The organism is Planococcus sp. CPCC 101016, from assembly GCF_007859295.1.
Classification (GTDB): domain Bacteria; phylum Bacillota; class Bacilli; order Bacillales_A; family Planococcaceae; genus Planococcus.
Genome location: NZ_VOHB01000002.1, coordinates 1,448,085 through 1,465,162, shown reverse-complemented (window position 1 = coordinate 1,465,162; position 17,078 = coordinate 1,448,085). Strand labels below are relative to the sequence as shown.

The following is a 17,078-nucleotide window of genomic DNA, read 5'->3' as shown; positions in this document are numbered from 1 at the left end:
ACAGGACGCTCAACATGAAACGAAGTTCGAATTAAACTTCCATAATCTCTTTTTCTTTATCTTTAGCCATTTGATCGATTTTTGCGATGTTATCGTCTGTCAATTTTTGAACGTCATCTGAATAGCCACGCAAGTCATCAACTGTGATTTCGCTTTTCTTCTCAAGCTTTTTGAACTCATCGTTGGCATCGCGACGGATGTTGCGGATTCCGACTTTCGCTTCTTCCGCTTCTTTTTTAACTTGTTTCACAAGATCTTTACGGCGCTCTTCCGTCAATGCTGGAACTGCCAAGCGAATTACTGAACCGTCATTTGACGGGCTTAAGCCCAAGTCAGATTTAAGGATCGCTTTTTCGATATCGCCAAGAACTGATTTATCATACGGTTGAATCATGATCAACCGTGCTTCTGGAATGGAGATCCCAGCTACCTGGTTGACTGGAGTTGGAGAACCGTAATAATCGATCGTCAATTTATCTAAAATTGATGGAGTCGCACGTCCAGCACGGATTGAAGATAAATCGCGTGAAAAAGCTTGAATTGCATTGGTCATTTTAGATTTCGTGTCATTCATCACTGATTTCGGCATTATAATGTTCTCCTCACTACTGTCCCGATTTTTTCTCCGAGTACAGCCCGTTTTATATTTCCATTTTCCATGATTGAGAATACTACGAGTGGGATATCATTGTCCATACAAAGTGTAGAAGCAGTCGAATCCATTACTTGCAAGCCTTGTTGAATTACTTCGAAGTAAGAAAGTTCTTCATATTTCACAGCTTCGGAATCGGTCTTCGGATCAGCTGAGTAAACACCATCAACATTGTTTTTCGCCATTAAAATGACATCGGCTTCAATCTCCGCCGCGCGCAATGCTGCTGTCGTATCAGTGGAGAAATAAGGATTTCCGGTACCTGCTGCAAAGATGACAACCCGCTTTTTCTCTAAATGGCGGATAGCTCTTCTGCGGATATAAGGCTCAGCTACTTGACGCATTTCAATGGATGACAATACGCGTGTTTCGACGTCTTGCTTTTCCAAAGAATCCTGTAAAGCCAATGAGTTCATGACTGTTGCCAGCATGCCCATATAATCAGCTGTTGCTCGGTCCATTCCCATCTCAGAGCCGACTTTGCCTCTCCAGATATTGCCGCCGCCCACAACTACTGCGACTTCAACTCCAAGTTCCACCACTTCTTTTACTTGGCTTGCTACTGATTTGATAATTTCAGGGGACAATCCGAAACCTTGTCCTCCCGCCATTGCTTCACCACTTAGTTTTAATACAATGCGTTTATATTGCTGAACACTCATCGGTACCCTCCATTACATAGTTATTGAAAAATAGGGAACACATTCTCGTGTTCCCCAAGATGAATCATATAATAAACAAACTTATTTTTTGTTAACTTGGCTCATAACTTCATCAGCAAAGTTGTCTTCACGTTTTTCGATGCCTTCTCCAACTTCGTAACGGATGAATTCTTTAACAGATCCACCAGTTGAAGCTGCAAAATCACGAACTTTTTGATCAGAGTTCTTAACAAAAGCTTGGTCAAGCAAGCAGATGTCTTCGAAGTATTTACCAAGGCGGCCTTCAACCATTTTAGCAACGATTTTCTCTGGTTTGCCTTCGTTCAATGCTTGTTCAGTCAATACACCGCGCTCGCGTTCTACTTCTTCAGCAGAAACTTCGTCGCGTGAAATGTATTTAGGGTTCAATGCAGCGATGTGCATAGCGATGTCGCGCGCAGCATCTGAATCTGTCGAGTTCTCAAGAACAACAAGAACTGAAATCCGTCCACCCATGTGAAGGTAAGGACCGAAAGCGTCTGCATCTGTTTTTGTGCGTACTTCAAAGCGGCGCAAAGTGATTTTTTCACCAATTTTAGCGATCGCGTTTGAAATGTGGTCTGCAACAGTCAAGCCGTTAGACATTGTTGAAGCAGTAGCTTCTTCAATAGTAGCAGGTTTAGTCGTGATCAAGTGCTCACCCAACTCTTTTACAAGTGTTTGGAAGCCTTCGTTTTTCGCAACAAAGTCAGTTTCTGCGTTTACTTCAAAGATTACTGCTTCGTTATCTTTTACAAGAATTGAAGTAGTCCCTTCAGCTGCAATGCGGTCAGCTTTTTTAGAAGCGCTTGAAAGACCTTTTTCACGCAAGAAATCGATAGCCGCTTCCAAATTACCGTCTGTCTCTACTAAAGCTTTTTTGCAATCCATCATACCTGCGCCTGTTTTTGCGCGCAATTCTTTTACCATTTGTGCTGTAACTGCCATGATTAAATTCCTCCTTCATAATTTGTAACCATTTTCTCAAAAAAAGGTGATAAGAGGGGTTGGCCGCTTATCACCTGTGTAAATTACGAATTACTCAGCAGATTCAGCTTGAGTTTCTTCTTCTTCTTCCGGTTTTGATTCAAGCAAAGCATCCGCCATTTTACCAGTTAGCAATTTAACTGCGCGAATTGCATCGTCGTTTGCAGGAATAACATAATCGATTTCATCCGGATCACAGTTCGTATCAACGATACCAACGATTGGAATGTTCAATTTCATTGCTTCTGCAACTGCAATGCGTTCTTTACGTGGGTCAACTACGAACATTACGTCCGGTAGTGAACTCATATCACGGATACCGCCAAGGAATTTAACAAGGCGTTCGTGTTGTTTTTTCAACTGAACAACTTCTTTTTTCGGTAGAACTTCGAAAGTTCCATCTTCTTCCATGCGCTCGATTTGTTTCAAACGGTTCACACGTTTTTGGATTGTACCGAAGTTAGTAAGTGTTCCACCCAACCAACGTTGGTTGATGTAGTAGTTTCCAGAACGTTCTGCTTCTTCTTTGATAGCGTCCTGAGCTTGTTTCTTCGTACCAACGAAAAGTACTTTACCGCCTTCTTCGCCCACTTGTTTCATGAAGCTATAAGCTTCTTCCAACTTGCGGACTGTTTTTTGAAGATCGATGATGTAGATACCGTTACGTTCCACAAAAATATATTTTTTCATTTTCGGGTTCCAACGGCGAGTTTGGTGACCAAAGTGTACACCAGCTTCTAACAATTGTTTCATTGAGATTACTGCCATGATTTGTTTCCTCCTGATAGGTTATTTTTTCCCTCCGCATTTTTCTTCTCTGAACCGTTACCCACTAGGGCACCTACGACTCAAATCGAAATGCGTGTGTATTTAACACCATTTGAAATTATACCACGCATTACTTTAAGACCGCAACAACTTTCTACCTTAATTATAAAATATGTGGACCTGTTGACCCAATTCTCTACACTAAGCGTTTTTTGATTGGTCTTTCATTCACCAAAGCACTGCTATTGTAGCGCTAGTTCTGCTAGGAAGCAAATGGCTATCATAAAAAAAGGTGCCGAGAAAATTCCCGGCACCTTTCGAACTTAATTAGTTCATTTTCAATTGTTCAAGTTCTGCAAGGAATTTCGTGTTCAATACTTTAATGTATGTCCCTTTCATTCCTAGAGAGCGTGACTCGATAACGCCTGCGCTTTCAAGCTTACGAAGTGCGTTAACGATAACCGAACGTGTAATACCGACGCGATCAGCAATTTTAGACGCGACAAGCAAACCTTCGTTGCCATCAAGTTCTTCAAAAATATGTTCGATCGCTTCAAGTTCACTGTAAGAAAGTGAAGAAATCGCCATTTGTACAACTGCTTTGCTGCGAGCTTCTTCTTCGATGCGGTCGCCTTTTTCACGAAGGATTTCCATCCCTACAACAGTAGCGCCGTATTCTCCAAGAATCAAATCATCGTCATGGAATTCTGCGTCTACACGTCCAAGAAGAAGTGTACCAAGACGTTCGCCGCCTCCGTTGATTGGTACGATTGTTGTCAGTCCGTTTTTGAACAATTCGCGTTCTTCCACAGGGAAGATCGTGTGTTCACTGTTAACGTCCAGGTTTTCAGTCGTTTCAGTAATATTTGAAAGTTTTTGTGTATACTCAAGCGGGAACTGACGCTCTTCAAGCATCCCTTTCATTCGCTCGTTTTCGATTTGCTGGTTGATTGCGTAACCCAACACTTTACCTTTACGGCTTACTACGAATGCGTTGCATTCAATTACTTCGCTTAAAGTTTCAGCCATATCTTTAAAGTTTACTTTTTTGCCGCCTGCTGCTTCCAGCATAGAGTTAATTCGTCTTGTTTTTCCTAATAAATTCATTTAAATGAACCTCCTACATTATTCGTACCGTGTTTATTCAATATTCTAAAGGTTTTTACTCTTTATTGAAACTATTTCGCCTTGTTTTACAGAATAAATTGTGACAAGTCTTTGTTTTTCGCCACATTCTCGAGCTTTTCGTTCACATATTGAGGGGTTATGTCAATTTGCGCTGGAGAAATCTCGGAAGCTTCGAAAGACAAATCTTCCAACAGACGCTCAAGTATTGTGTGCAGCCTGCGCGCGCCGATGTTGTCTGTGTCCTGATTTACTTCATATGCAATTTCTGCAAGTCTGATTATTGAGGCATCATTGAAGTGTACCACAACTCCCTCTGTTTCGAGAAGGGCTTTGTATTGATTTATTAAAGAATGTTTTGGTTCAGTTAAAATTTTAACAAAGTCTTCCACTTCCAGCTTTTGCAATTCTACGCGAATCGGGAAACGCCCTTGCAGTTCTGGGATCAGGTCAGAGGGTTTCGACATATGAAACGCTCCCGCAGCCACGAACAGCACGTAATCCGTTTTAACTGCACCGTATTTGGTAGAAACTGTCGAACCTTCAACGATCGGCAAAATATCACGCTGCACGCCTTCCCGGGAAACATCAGCCGATGAGGAACTGTTCTTGCTCGCTACTTTGTCCATCTCATCGATGAAAATGATACCGTGCTGCTCAGCTCGATCAATTGCTTCAAGTGCCACTTCATCGTCATCTACTAATTTTGCTGCTTCTTCAGTTGTTAAGAGCCTGCGGGCTTCTTTTACTTGAAGGCGCCGCTTTTTCTTTTTCTTCGGCATTAGGGATGACAGTGCATCCTGCATGTTGGCACCCATTTGTTCCATTCCCGACCCTTGCATAGCGTCAAACATAGACAATGTGTTTTCCGTTACTTCTACAGTTATATACTCTTCTTCAAGCTTTCCTGCTTTTAAGTCTGCAGCAATTTCTCTTCTTTTAACCCGAACTTCCACTTCCGCAGTCGGTTCTTCCTCTTCCTGTTCCATCTTCTGGCCAAACAGCATTTCCAGCGGATTTTGATTCGGTTGTTTTTTCCGCATGGATGGAGCCAACAATTTCACAATGCGTTCATTGGCTGCAGATTCTGCCTGGAATTGGACCGCTTCGTATTTTTCATCTTTAACGATCCGTACAGCGGCTTCAACTAGATCCCGCACCATGGATTCCACATCCCGGCCGACATAGCCCACTTCCGTAAATTTTGTCGCTTCCACTTTGATAAAAGGTGCTCCCGTCAATTTAGCGATCCTGCGAGCGATTTCTGTCTTGCCGACACCTGTTGGCCCAATCATCAAGATGTTTTTCGGAATGACTTCGCCGCGCATCTCTTCATCCAGCCGACTTCTGCGGTAACGGTTTCTCAAAGCAATGGCGATTGAACGCTTGGCCTCTTTTTGGCCGACAATATAGCGGTCCAGGTGGTCAGTAATTTGTCTCGGCGTTAAATCAGATTGATTTTTCATTAGGACAATTCCTCCACTACGATTTGATGATTTGTATAAACACAGATATCTGCTGCTGTTTCCAATGCAGATTGAGCGATTTGTGCGGCGGTCAAATTGTCCCCCGCATATTTTTTCAACGCACGGCCTGCTGCCAGCGCGTAGTTTCCGCCTGATCCGATTGCGAGAATTCCGTCATCCGGTTCAATGACCTCTCCTGTGCCTGACACCAGAAGCAATTCGTCTTTGTTCATGATAATCAGCATAGCTTCTAATTGGCGAAGCATTTTATCTCCACGCCATTGTTTTGCCAATTCAACTGCCGCCCGTTGAAGATTGCCGTTATACTCAGTCAGCTTTCCTTCAAACATTTCAAAAAGCGTAAATGCATCTGCGACTGATCCTGCAAATCCAGTCAAAACTTGGCCATTGTATAGTTTTCGTACTTTTCTCGCGGTATGTTTCATAACTACTGCGTTGCCGAATGTAACTTGGCCATCGCCTGACATTGCGCATTTGCCGTTATGCTGTACTGCAAATATCGTGGTGGCATGGAATTCTTGCATGATAAAATCTCCTTTCTAAGCTCTCGGATGTGAATTTAAATAAGTGTTTCGTAAATGCTCTTTGGTGACATGCGTATAGACTTGTGTAGAACTCAAATGAGAATGTCCAAGCAGTTCTTGGACAGTCCGAATATCGGCTCCGTTATTGATGAGATGAGTGGCAAATGTATGGCGGATCATATGCGGATAAATAGAAGAGTTGACAGAGGCCTTCTTCATGCATTCGCTTAAAATATGACGAACACCTCGATCAGTTACAGCCTCTCCCCGACTATTCACAAACAGGTAATCGTGTTTTTGATTCTTCATCAGTTTAGGACGTGCATCTTCCATGTAATGTTCCAAAGCATCCTGTGCGAACTGGCCGTAAGGAATGTATCTTTCTTTTCTTCCTTTTCCCATCACTTTGACAATCTGCATGGTTTGATCCAGATCTCCTAAACGAATAGATACGCATTCGCTGACACGCATGCCTGTTGCATAGAGCAATTCCAAAAGTGCTGTATTGCGGATTGACAGCTTATCATCACCTAAAACCGACTTGAAAAGCTGAGCCAACTCTTCTTCATAAAAGAATTGCGGGAGCCGCTCTTCTTTCTTCGGATGGTATAAAGATCTGAATGCAGCTTCATTCAACCCGAACTCACGATTGCCATAACGGAAAAATGATCGGATTGCTGAAATTTTTCTGGAAACAGTAGTTCTGGATAATTTAGCATCATATAACTTGGTCACGTAATTTCTTGCATGTATATATTCTACTTCTCTAAGATCAGCTACGCCTTCTGCATTCAAAAACAGAAAAAAATCCGCCAAATCATGTGCATAATGGTGGACGGTATGTTCAGAATAATTTTTCTCCAATTGAATATAACTCATAAAAGATTCAAGCATCTTCTCTTTCTCCATCTATGCTCCACCTTTCACCAAACACAAAAGCCTCTAAATTATACCAACATTTAGAGGCTTTTATCAATTAAACAGTCACTGTATTCATATAATTTTGAATTGAAGCTAACGCACGGTCAGCGTGTTTTTCAGCACGCTCCTGTTTTGAACGAATCCGCTCACCAAGGTCCGGAAACAATCCGAAGTTAACGTTCATCGGCTGGAAGTTTTTGCTGTCCGCTTCTGTGATATATCGTGCCATGCTGCCTAAAGCCGTTTCAGCTGGGAATACCAACAATTCTTCTCCTAAAGCCAATTTCGCTGCATTGATTCCTGCCAGCAATCCGCTGCCTGCAGACTCAACATAGCCTTCAACTCCTGTCATCTGACCGGCAAAGAAGATGTTTGCGTCAGCTTTCAGCTGATACGTCGGCTTCAATACGCGCGGCGAGTTGATGAAGGTATTGCGGTGCATGACGCCATAACGTACAATTTCCACATTCTCCAAGCCTGGAATCAATTTAAGCACTTCTTTTTGAGGTCCCCATTTCAAGTGCGTTTGGAAACCGACAATGTTATACAATGTTCCAGCTGCGTCATCCTGGCGAAGCTGAACTACGGCGTACGGACGTTCACCAGTTTTCGGATCTTCCAATCCTACTGGTTTCATCGGTCCGAACGTCAAGGTTTTTTCGCCTCTGGCAGCCATGACTTCAACCGGCATACAGCCTTCAAAATAAATTTCTTTTTCGAATTCCTTCAATGGCACAACTTCTGCTTCGACTAGAGCTGTATGGAAACGCTTGAACTCTTCTTCCGTCATCGGGCAGTTCAAGTAAGCGGCTTCCCCTTTGTCATAACGGGATTTCAAATACACTTTGTCCATATCGATGCTGTCTTTTTCAACAATCGGCGCTGCCGCGTCATAAAAATACAAGTATTCTTCACCAGTCAATTGGCGAACTTTTTCTGCAAGTGCCGGCGATGTTAAAGGTCCGGTTGCGATGATCGTGATGCCTTCTGGTATTTCCGTCACTTCTTCATTGATCACTTCTACAAGTGGGTGATTTCTGACTTTCTCGGTCACTGCTCCTGCGAACTCGTGTCGGTCTACTGCAAGTGCGCCGCCAGCCGGTACAGAAGCCCGGTCCGCTGAATCAATAATGACAGAATCCAATTTCCGCATTTCTTCTTTGATGACACCTACAGCATTGGTCAGGGAATTCGCCCGAAGTGAGTTGCTGCAAACCAGTTCAGCAAATTTATCTGTATGATGAGCCGGCGTCTGTTTTACTGGACGCATCTCGTACAAGCGAACATTGACTCCCCGTTTTGCGATTTGCCAAGCAGCTTCGCTGCCTGCCAATCCTGCTCCAATTACGTTTACATATTTCGTCATTTTCAAACACCTCTATATGATTATTGAACTTCTTCTTTGTAATCGCAGTTCGTACAATTGATTTGAACGCCTTTTTTTACTTTTTTCTCTACCAGCAATTCGCTGCATTTCGGACATGGACGTTCGATTGGCTTGTCCCATGATACGAATTCACATTCCGGATAGCGTTCGCAACCATAGAATATGCGGCGCTTCTTGCTTTTTCTTTCAACGATTTCGCCTTCTTTGCAGGTTGGGCATTTAACCCCGATATGCTTAACGATGGCCTTTGTATTCCGGCATTCCGGAAAATTGCTACAAGCCATGAATTTACCATATCGTCCAAGTTTATAAACCAGCGGTGAACCGCATAATTCACAATCTTCCCCAACAGGCTCATCCTTGATCTGTACTTTCTCCATTTCCTCTTCAGCCACTTCGACATTTTTTTCAAATTCCAGATAAAATGCATCGATGATAGCACGCCAATCGATTTCACCTTCCTCGACAGTATCCAGATCATGCTCCATTTTAGCCGTAAACTCGATATTCAGAATGTCCGGGAAAAATTCAAGTACCAACTGATGGACGATTTCACCCAATTCGGTTGGGATGAAACGTTTGGCATCCAACGTGACATACCCTCGCTTCTGAATGGTATCCAGTGTGGGCGCGTAAGTTGATGGACGTCCTATTCCCAGCTCTTCAAGTGTCCGCACTAGACGTGCCTCTGTAAAGCGCGGAGGCGGCTGCGTAAAATGCTGGTTAGGGGTGACTTCAACCGCTTTTACAATATTACCTTCGGTCATTTCCGGCAAAATATTATCTTTCTCTTCTTTTTGGTCATCTGTACCTTCGATATACAGCTTCATGAATCCAGGAAATTTCACTTGTGAACCGTTTGCACGGAATACCGCTTCTCCGTTTTGCAATTCTGCCATAACTGTATCCAGAATTGCCGGTGACATCTGACTCGCTACAAAACGGTCCCATATCAATTTGTACAGCCGGTGAAGATCCCTCGAAAGTATGCTTTTCAACGATTCCGGTGTCCGCAAGACACTTGTCGGACGCACAGCTTCATGGGCATCCTGTGATTTTGCTGATTGTTTGGCAGCAATTTTCTGCGTCACGTACTGTTCACCATAGTTTTCAACGATAAAATCGATTGTGTCTTTTTTAGCTGTATCAGAGATTCGTGTAGAATCCGTACGCATATACGTAATCAAACCTGTGATGCCTTCTTTTCCTACTGCAATACCTTCATACAATTGTTGCGCAAGCATCATTGTCTTTTTGGCTCGGAAGTTTAATTTGCGGGCTGCTTCCTGTTGGAGTGAAGAAGTTGTAAAAGAAGGGGATGGATTTCTTTTTCTCTCTTTTTTCACTACGCGGTTTACAGTAAAATCTTTGCCTTTCATTGAAGCCATTACGGCTTTAACGTCTGCTTCATTCTGCAATTTCATTTTTTCTTTTGAATTGCCATAGAACGAAGCTTCGAATTTCTTCTTAGCTTTTTCGAATTCTCCAGTAATGGACCAGTATTCTTCTGGTTCGAAACTTTTGATTTCATTTTCCCGATCGATGACTAAACGAAGCGCCACTGATTGTACCCGTCCAGCTGATAAGCCCTTTTTAACTTTTTTCCAAAGCAAGGGACTGATGCTATAGCCTACAAGCCGATCCAGAATCCGTCGTGCCTGCTGTGCGTCGACCAGGTCCATATCAATTTTGCGCGGATGCTTGAATGATTCTTTAATAGCATCTTTTGTGATTTCATTAAAAACCACGCGGCAATCCGAAGATTGGTCAATACCTAACGCTGTAGCTAAATGCCATGCAATCGCTTCCCCTTCTCTGTCAGGGTCAGCCGCGAGAAAGACTTTCTTGGCTTTTTTCGCTTCTTTTTTTAGATCCTGTAATATCGGTCCTTTTCCTCTTATCGTAATATAACGAGGTTCGTAATTGTTTTCCACGTCTACACCCATTTGACTCCGGGGCAAATCGCGTAAATGTCCAAGTGAAGCACGGACTTTATATTTCTTACCCAAATACCGTTCGATTGTCTTAGCCTTTGCAGGCGATTCAACAATCACTAAAAAATCCGCCATAACTTTTTTCCTCCTCATAGAGGTTTCTCAAAACTGCTTAAAAGAATTACCTGTTGCAAAATGTATAACAGATTTTAGCTTAATGCAAGGCTTTTCATTTTTTTCATTATTTTTCAGCTGTCATTTGCTGGTATTCTTCGAGCACTTGCCAGCCGTTCCAGACCGGTTTTGCGCCTTCTGAAATTAATTTATGCGGTCCTTCAGATAAAAGGGATCCGATATCGCCAGGTACCGCAAAAACATCTTTCCCATGATCAAGAGCATGTTCGATCGTGCTTAAAGTTCCGCTTTTCACCAGCGCTTCTGTTACAATTATTCCCCTGGACAATCCACTGATAATGCGGTTTCTCATCGGAAAATTCCATTTTCGCGGTTCCATATAAGGCGGATATTCGGTTAAAACTAAATGTTTTTCTTCTATTATATTATTTAATGCTATGTTTTCTTTTGGATATGGATGCCTAAATCCACTGCCAGTGACAGCAATTGTCCGTCCTCCAAGATCGATCGCTATTTGATGAGCCATGGTGTCTGCCCCTTTTGCGAGACCGCTGACAATGACAAAGCCATTTTCAATTAATGGGGGAACGATTTTCTGCATGGCTTTTTGTGAATAGGAAGAGGCTTTGCGTGAACCGATGATAGCTATCTTCTTGGGTTCAGCTAATAAAGAAGGATCGCCTTTGGCGTATAGAACAGCAGGTGGATCGATCAATTCCAGCAAACTTCCAGGGTATAAGGGGTGTTGATAAGATATGGGGAGTATCTTATGCTTGGCGTAGGTTTCACTTAAGGGGAATGTCAGAGATTGTCGATAAGAGGTTTTCAGTTTAGCTGCTTGATCCATTTTAATATCTAGGAGCATCATTAGCTCGTAAGATGTTTTCTGCTCAAGAGTAGATAAATCGGGGTCCTGAATCAGCAGCGGAAGTAGTTTTTTTAAGCTTTTCGGATAGACATAATGCAGTGCCAACAAGCGCTCCGTAAATTCTTTGTTCATTTCGTTCCTCCTATTCTATTTTGGCAATCATAAGATGCACTGCCTAGAGTGCACCTTCTCTTTATATTAATGGGTTTTACACCTATCGTAAACCTTTAAGATGCTACTGGCATTCTCCTACGTATTCTTTTTATAAAGCCAAGTGGACGGACAATCGTTTTACACTTCCTCTGGCTCAGTTTATCTTCATAGTAAATAAGCCTACCCATTCATGTATTTATTCACATTGCTCCACTTTCAACAATGTTAAACTATAGATACTCACTTCTTGAAGGGAGAAAATACATTGGTAGAGCTTTTTCACAATCCCTCAGTTCATTTTGTTTACTGCGTTTCATCTACTTTTCCGTTTTAAAGGAATCACTTAAAATTATCTAATAAGTTCACTTTCCAGGAGCTTAGGATCTTATTGACCCGTCATCATCAAATTTAGTTGCTCTTATTCCCCTATCTCAATGGAAGGCAGTGATCTACGAAATGAAAACTTCGCAAAAAATACACCTTGCCGCTGCAATATTTTGGTTTCTCTCAGCTGCATATCTTGTCTATAAATATTCCTTACAGGCTGGTTATTGGGAACATCCTCTATACATAACGCTATTTTTATACCTCGTCATTTTGCTTAGCAAAAAAGGATTTAATAAATTAAATATTAGCATCTTCTTTTTCTATATAGCCTTTGGAATTTGGTTTGCTATGGATCTGTTTTTTATCCTAGTAAGAGTATTTTCAGTAAATTAACCTACTAAAGCTTAGAGAGAATTTCCGAAATCAAATGTTAAAGTTGAAGCACCAGCAAAAACCAAAAAAAGGCTCAAAACGCTGTTTTACCAGCGTTTTGAGCCTTAATTTTGTATTAATGAGTTTTACATTTGTCGTACAAGCCTTGTTCTCTGATCACTTTGATCAAAGTTTCGCCGATTACAGACGGAGTGTCTGCAACTTCGATGCCTGCATCGTTCATTGCTTTGATTTTATCAGCAGCTGTCCCTTTACCGCCAGAAATAATCGCACCGGCATGGCCCATACGTTTTCCTTCAGGTGCAGTTTGTCCACCGATAAATCCTACTACAGGTTTCGTCATGTTCGCTTTAACCCACTCAGCAGCTTCTTCTTCAGCTGTTCCGCCGATTTCACCGATCATTACGACTGCGTAAGTATCTTCATCTTCGTTGAATTCCTTCAATACGTCGATAAAGTTTGTGCCGTTTACTGGGTCTCCACCAATGCCGACAGCTGTCGACTGGCCAATTCCCTCTTCAGACAATTGATGAGTTGCTTCATACGTCAATGTACCTGAACGTGAAACAACGCCAACATGTCCTTTTTTATGAATGTATCCAGGCATGATGCCGATTTTACATTCGTCCGGCGTGATAACGCCCGGGCAGTTTGGTCCAACTAGACGTGTTTTCTTGCCTTCCATGTAACGCTTCACTTTAACCATATCCAATACAGGAATGTGCTCAGTGATGCAGATTGCCATATCAAGCCCAGCGTCAACAGCTTCAAGAATTGCGTCAGCTGCGAAAGGTGCCGGTACGTAAATTACAGATACGTTCGCCCCTGTAGCTTTTACTGCATCTTCTACAGTGTTGAAGACAGGTACGCCTTCAGCTTCAGTTCCGCCTTTACCTGGTGTTACACCCGCAACGATTTTCGTTCCGTATTCAAGCATTTGCTTTGTATGGAAAAGGGCAGTTGACCCTGTAATTCCCTGTACAAGCACTTTTGTGTCTTTGTTAATGTATACACTCATTTTTGTCCCTGCCCTTCTTTAGCCTACAAGTTCTACGATCTGTTTAGCGCCGTCTGCCATTGTACCAGCAGCCACAATATTAAGACCTGATTCATTAAGCAGTTTTTTACCGATTTCTACATTTGTTCCTTCAAGACGGACGACAAGCGGCACATTCAAGCTTACTTCTTTAGCAGCTTGGATTACGCCTTCCGCAATGATGTCACACTTCATGATACCGCCGAAAATGTTAACGAAAATTCCTTTTACATTCTTATCAGAAAGAATGATTTTGAAAGCTTCCGTTACTTTCTCAGCGGTAGCACCGCCCCCAACGTCAAGGAAGTTAGCGGGTGTTCCGCCGTAGTAGTTGATCGTATCCATCGTTGCCATAGCAAGTCCGGCGCCGTTAACCATACAGCCGATGTTCCCATCCAAAGAAATGTAGCTCAAGTCATACTTGGAAGCTTCAATTTCTTTTGCATCCTCTTCGTCGAAATCACGAAGTTCCACAATGTCTTTGTGGCGGTAAAGAGCGTTTTCGTCGAAATCAAATTTCGCGTCAAGCGCTAGGATATTGCCATCGCCAGTTTCAACCAATGGGTTGATTTCAACGATTGAAGCATCTTTTTCGATGAATACAGTGTAAAGGCCAAGCATGAATTTCGCTGCTTTGTTGACAAGCTTAGGCGGAATGTTCATGTTGAAAGCCATACGGCGAGCCTGGAAACCAGTCAAACCGATTACTGGATCGATAATCTCCTTGAAGATTTTTTCAGGAGTTTGCTCAGAAACTTCCTCGATATCAACTCCGCCTTCTTCAGAACCCATAAGAGTGACACGTGAAGTTTGGCGGTCAAGCACCAATCCAACATAGTATTCCTTCTTAATGTCAGATCCTTCTTCGATCAAAAGGCGTTTGATCTCTTTGCCTTCTGGACCTGTCTGGTGAGTCACAAGAACTTTACCTAACAGTTCTTTTGCGTATGTACGGACTTCATCCAGGTTTTTAGCGATTTTAACACCGCCGGCTTTGCCTCGTCCACCTGCGTGGATTTGTGCTTTTACCACGACAACATCCGTACTCAGTTCTTTAGCTGCCTTTACTGCTTCTTCCGGAGAAAAAGCAACGGTGCCGTAAGAAACTGCTACGCCGTATTGTCTGAGGAGTTCTTTTCCTTGATATTCATGGATATTCATCTGTCATCCTCCAATCAAACATCTCTATCGTAATTTTATTACCTCTACCATTGTATTAAAGTTGTCATAAAATGTCCACCGTTGTTAGCTTTTCTAATAAACTTAATGTGTTTAAAATAGAGAATTTTGCGTTAAAAGAGTTTTGACCGGTTCGAATGTCTTGCGATGAATTTCACATGGACCGTATTTTTCAAGAGCTGCAACATGGTCTTTTGTTCCATAACCGGCATGTTTACTAAATCCGTATTGCGGATACTGAGCATCGTACTCTTCCATAATGGCATCTCTCCCGGTCTTGGCTAAAATTGAAGCTGCCGCAATGCTCAAACTCTTGGCATCGCCTTTGATAATGGATTCACAAGCCATCGGCAACTCCAGCATCATGGCGTCTGCCAATACAACGGAGGGCTTTGGAGACAGCGCCAGAGCGGCTTTTGTCATCGAGATCCTGGTTGCCTGATAGATATTCAAACGGTCAATCTCCTCAGGCGGCTGGACATGGACCGCATAACTGACAGCAATTTGCTTGATGAGAGCGGCAAACTGGTCGCGCTTTACTTTGCTTAATTGCTTTGAGTCGTCAAGACCGACAAGGCTCGAACAATCAGCCGGCAAGATTACGGCTGCCGTGACGACAGGTCCTGCAAGCGGCCCTCTTCCTGCCTCGTCGATGCCTGCCACTAAGTCGCCTTCGTTGGATCTGTATTCAGCATCGAAATGCAATTTCAGACCATGGTTATGCTGCAACTCCTCCCGAAGCCTCTGCTTTCTCTGCCAAGAGGCCCATAGCGTTTGGACACTCTTCCGCGAATCGCTTTGAAGGTCCTCCATCCAGGACTGCCATTCCGTCGCCTCGTTCAACAGTTCTTTTATCTCAGTAGTTGTTTGCATCACTTCAGTGTCTCCCTTCAATAAATACCGTCAATTACTCTTGGACATTGTTTAAATATGCAGCAGCAAAGTTCAGCTTTTTCTTTTTCACATTCATCAAAAAAACTGTCCCTCAGAATCGAGGAACAGCTGGATATTGAATGGAGCGAACCTTCACTCTTCTTCAATCATTTCATCTTTGTAGTCGAACGTCACTTTGCCAAGATACTGGTTCCGGATATCCCGAACAATTACTTCAGCGGTAGTTTCATAGTCGACTTCGCCATGCTGGTCGTAACAGCCTCGCTTTTTGCCGATATGATCAAAAGTATTAACGATTTCTTCATCTACATGATCAATGCCGTAGCGCTCTTTCATACGTTCCGGATAGCGCTCCTCCAAAAATTTCAGGGAATAGATAGCCAGATCCTGCATTTGGATGACTGAATCTTTAATCGCTCCTGTTACTGCCAGCTTCAAGCCGGTTTCTGGGTCTTCAAACTTCGGCCATAAAATACCTGGTGTATCCAATAATTCAATTTCTTTGCCAACTTTGATCCATTGTTGCGCTTTCGTGACGCCTGGCATGTTGCCGGTCTTTGCCAGGCTCTTTTTCGACAAGCGGTTGATGAGGGTCGATTTTCCGACGTTCGGAATTCCGACAATCATGGCGCGAATGGCACGAGGTTTGATGCCTTTGGCAATCATCCGGTCCCATTTTTCTTCAAGTATTTCTTTTGATGCTTTTGTCACCAGCTGCAGCCCTCTGCCTTCAAGGGAATTGATTGCTACTGCACGGGTACCTTGATCCTCAAAATAACGAATCCATTTTTTCGTTTCAACTTCATCTGCCATGTCCATTTTATTCAAAATGATAAGACGCGGTTTTTGCTGAATCACTTGATCGATCATCGGATTTCGTGAAGATAAAGGTAACCTGGCGTCAACAAGTTCAAAAATAATATCCACCAATTTCAGTTTTTCAGTAACTTGTCTCCGTGCTTTTGCCATGTGTCCAGGAAACCATTGTATCGTCATAAAACCACTCCTTAATTAACAATTCCCGCTTCAGCCAAAGGCCAAAAAACGAAACTCGTATCTCCGATCACTTCGTCGGTCGGGACCAATCCGATATGGCGGCTGTCTTTGCTTTGTCGACGATTATCGCCCATGACAAATACAGATCCCTCGGGTATGGTGCTTTCTCCGGTAATATCCTCCAGAACAAAATCCTCTGTAAGTGTGCCGGTAATTCCTTGCTTGTAAATATCCAAATAAGGTTCTTCCACTGCTTCTCCATTTATATACAACTGGTCGTCTTCATAGGCGACGTGATCACCCGGCAACCCGATTATACGTTTGATATAATCCTTTTGTTCCGGCGCATGAAATACAATAATATCGAAACGGTCAGGCTCTCCGACTGAGTAACCAATCTTATTGACGATCATTCGATCTCCATGCTCCAAAGTCGGCATCATCGACTCTCCATCTACGACAATCGGCGTGAATAAAAAGAAACGAATAATTGCTGCTAAACCGAAGGCGATCAACAGAGCTTTCGACCATTCCCACATTTCATTCTTCTTCTTGACTTCAGTCTCCATGCGTGTTCCTCCCCATGCGTACTGCTTTAATTGTACAAGGAAATAAACTTTTTAGCAAAAAGA

The 17,078-nt window shown here is 42.8% G+C and carries 16 protein-coding genes; all 16 read right to left on the bottom strand.

The features are described from left to right. Nucleotides 1-31 precede the first annotated feature (31 nt). The 16 genes from frr to lepB all read right to left on the bottom strand — a co-directional run bounded on the left by frr (nt 32) and on the right by lepB (nt 17,015). Entirely contained in the window at nt 32-589 is a 558-nt protein-coding gene (gene frr / locus FQV26_RS06795) for a ribosome recycling factor (protein WP_146556610.1), read from the bottom strand. After that, nucleotides 589-1,314: a UMP kinase gene (pyrH, locus tag FQV26_RS06790; protein WP_146556609.1), complete on the bottom strand. Its 726-nt coding sequence runs from the start codon at nt 1,312-1,314 to the stop codon at nt 589-591. The genes frr and pyrH overlap by 1 nt, the downstream gene beginning before the upstream one ends. An 81-nt stretch (nt 1,315-1,395) precedes the next feature. Continuing rightward, entirely contained in the window at nt 1,396-2,280 is an 885-nt protein-coding gene (gene tsf, locus FQV26_RS06785; RefSeq protein ID WP_146556607.1) for a translation elongation factor Ts, read from the bottom strand. A gap of 90 nt (nt 2,281-2,370) precedes the next feature. After that, entirely contained in the window at nt 2,371-3,087 is a 717-nt protein-coding gene (rpsB, locus tag FQV26_RS06780; RefSeq protein WP_142826560.1) for a 30S ribosomal protein S2, read from the bottom strand. Between the two features lie 327 nt (nt 3,088-3,414). After that, a complete protein-coding gene (codY, locus tag FQV26_RS06775; RefSeq protein WP_146556604.1) occupies nt 3,415-4,194 on the bottom strand; it encodes a GTP-sensing pleiotropic transcriptional regulator CodY in 780 nt (259 codons plus the stop codon). Between the two features lie 86 nt (nt 4,195-4,280). Next, nucleotides 4,281-5,678 carry an ATP-dependent protease ATPase subunit HslU gene (gene hslU / locus FQV26_RS06770; RefSeq protein WP_146556603.1) on the bottom strand — a complete coding sequence of 466 codons (1,398 nt, stop codon included), beginning with the start codon at nt 5,676-5,678 and terminating at the stop codon, nt 4,281-4,283. After that, nucleotides 5,678-6,223 (bottom strand): ATP-dependent protease subunit HslV, encoded by a 546-nt coding sequence (hslV, locus tag FQV26_RS06765; protein ID WP_146556600.1) that lies wholly within the window; start codon nt 6,221-6,223, stop codon nt 5,678-5,680. Before hslV ends, hslU begins: the two co-directional genes overlap by 1 nt. A 15-nt stretch (nt 6,224-6,238) precedes the next feature. Next, nucleotides 6,239-7,132: a tyrosine recombinase XerC gene (gene xerC / locus FQV26_RS06760; RefSeq protein ID WP_146556598.1), complete on the bottom strand. Its 894-nt coding sequence runs from the start codon at nt 7,130-7,132 to the stop codon at nt 6,239-6,241. 67 nt (nt 7,133-7,199) lie between these two features. After that, nucleotides 7,200-8,510: an FADH(2)-oxidizing methylenetetrahydrofolate--tRNA-(uracil(54)-C(5))-methyltransferase TrmFO gene (gene trmFO / locus FQV26_RS06755; protein WP_146556596.1), complete on the bottom strand. Its 1,311-nt coding sequence runs from the start codon at nt 8,508-8,510 to the stop codon at nt 7,200-7,202. A 20-nt stretch (nt 8,511-8,530) separates the two neighbouring features. After that, nucleotides 8,531-10,600: a type I DNA topoisomerase gene (topA, locus tag FQV26_RS06750; protein WP_146556595.1), complete on the bottom strand. Its 2,070-nt coding sequence runs from the start codon at nt 10,598-10,600 to the stop codon at nt 8,531-8,533. A 106-nt stretch (nt 10,601-10,706) separates the two neighbouring features. Further along, nucleotides 10,707-11,600 carry a DNA-processing protein DprA gene (gene dprA, locus FQV26_RS06745; protein ID WP_146556593.1) on the bottom strand — a complete coding sequence of 298 codons (894 nt, stop codon included), beginning with the start codon at nt 11,598-11,600 and terminating at the stop codon, nt 10,707-10,709. A gap of 856 nt (nt 11,601-12,456) precedes the next feature. Continuing rightward, a complete protein-coding gene (gene sucD, locus FQV26_RS06740) occupies nt 12,457-13,359 on the bottom strand; it encodes a succinate--CoA ligase subunit alpha (protein WP_146556591.1) in 903 nt (300 codons plus the stop codon). 18 nt (nt 13,360-13,377) lie between these two features. After that, the gene (gene sucC / locus FQV26_RS06735) at nt 13,378-14,538 is read right to left on the bottom strand and encodes an ADP-forming succinate--CoA ligase subunit beta (protein WP_146556589.1); all 1,161 of its coding nucleotides are present in this window, start codon (nt 14,536-14,538) and stop codon (nt 13,378-13,380) included. A 111-nt stretch (nt 14,539-14,649) separates the two neighbouring features. Next, a complete protein-coding gene (locus FQV26_RS06730; RefSeq protein ID WP_146557782.1) occupies nt 14,650-15,429 on the bottom strand; it encodes a ribonuclease HII in 780 nt (259 codons plus the stop codon). Nucleotides 15,430-15,582: 153 nt separating this feature from the next. Continuing rightward, nucleotides 15,583-16,446 carry a ribosome biogenesis GTPase YlqF gene (ylqF, locus tag FQV26_RS06725; protein WP_146556587.1) on the bottom strand — a complete coding sequence of 288 codons (864 nt, stop codon included), beginning with the start codon at nt 16,444-16,446 and terminating at the stop codon, nt 15,583-15,585. An 11-nt stretch (nt 16,447-16,457) separates the two neighbouring features. Further along, on the bottom strand, nt 16,458-17,015 hold the full coding sequence (lepB, locus tag FQV26_RS06720) for a signal peptidase I (RefSeq protein WP_146556585.1): 558 nt from the start codon (nt 17,013-17,015) through the stop codon (nt 16,458-16,460). Nucleotides 17,016-17,078: the final 63 nt, after the last annotated feature.

What these genes read in the sequence shown, in the direction of transcription:
- hslU (WP_146556603.1), bottom strand. Translation starts at nt 5,678, where the DNA reads ATGAAAAATCAATCTGATTTAACGCCGAGACAAATTACTGACCACCTG.
- rpsB (WP_142826560.1), bottom strand. Translation starts at nt 3,087, where the DNA reads ATGGCAGTAATCTCAATGAAACAATTGTTAGAAGCTGGTGTACACTTT.
- sucC (WP_146556589.1), bottom strand. Translation starts at nt 14,538, where the DNA reads ATGAATATCCATGAATATCAAGGAAAAGAACTCCTCAGACAATACGGC.
- codY (WP_146556604.1), bottom strand. Translation starts at nt 4,194, where the DNA reads ATGAATTTATTAGGAAAAACAAGACGAATTAACTCTATGCTGGAAGCA.
- lepB (WP_146556585.1), bottom strand. Translation starts at nt 17,015, where the DNA reads ATGGAGACTGAAGTCAAGAAGAAGAATGAAATGTGGGAATGGTCGAAA.
- topA (WP_146556595.1), bottom strand. Translation starts at nt 10,600, where the DNA reads ATGGCGGATTTTTTAGTGATTGTTGAATCGCCTGCAAAGGCTAAGACA.
- frr (WP_146556610.1), bottom strand. Translation starts at nt 589, where the DNA reads ATGCCGAAATCAGTGATGAATGACACGAAATCTAAAATGACCAATGCA.
- trmFO (WP_146556596.1), bottom strand. Translation starts at nt 8,510, where the DNA reads ATGACGAAATATGTAAACGTAATTGGAGCAGGATTGGCAGGCAGCGAA.
- pyrH (WP_146556609.1), bottom strand. Translation starts at nt 1,314, where the DNA reads ATGAGTGTTCAGCAATATAAACGCATTGTATTAAAACTAAGTGGTGAA.
- hslV (WP_146556600.1), bottom strand. Translation starts at nt 6,223, where the DNA reads ATGCAAGAATTCCATGCCACCACGATATTTGCAGTACAGCATAACGGC.
- xerC (WP_146556598.1), bottom strand. Translation starts at nt 7,132, where the DNA reads ATGGAGAAAGAGAAGATGCTTGAATCTTTTATGAGTTATATTCAATTG.
- dprA (WP_146556593.1), bottom strand. Translation starts at nt 11,600, where the DNA reads ATGAACAAAGAATTTACGGAGCGCTTGTTGGCACTGCATTATGTCTAT.
- ylqF (WP_146556587.1), bottom strand. Translation starts at nt 16,446, where the DNA reads ATGACGATACAATGGTTTCCTGGACACATGGCAAAAGCACGGAGACAA.
- tsf (WP_146556607.1), bottom strand. Translation starts at nt 2,280, where the DNA reads ATGGCAGTTACAGCACAAATGGTAAAAGAATTGCGCGCAAAAACAGGC.
- sucD (WP_146556591.1), bottom strand. Translation starts at nt 13,359, where the DNA reads ATGAGTGTATACATTAACAAAGACACAAAAGTGCTTGTACAGGGAATT.
- FQV26_RS06730 (WP_146557782.1), bottom strand. Translation starts at nt 15,429, where the DNA reads ATGCAAACAACTACTGAGATAAAAGAACTGTTGAACGAGGCGACGGAA.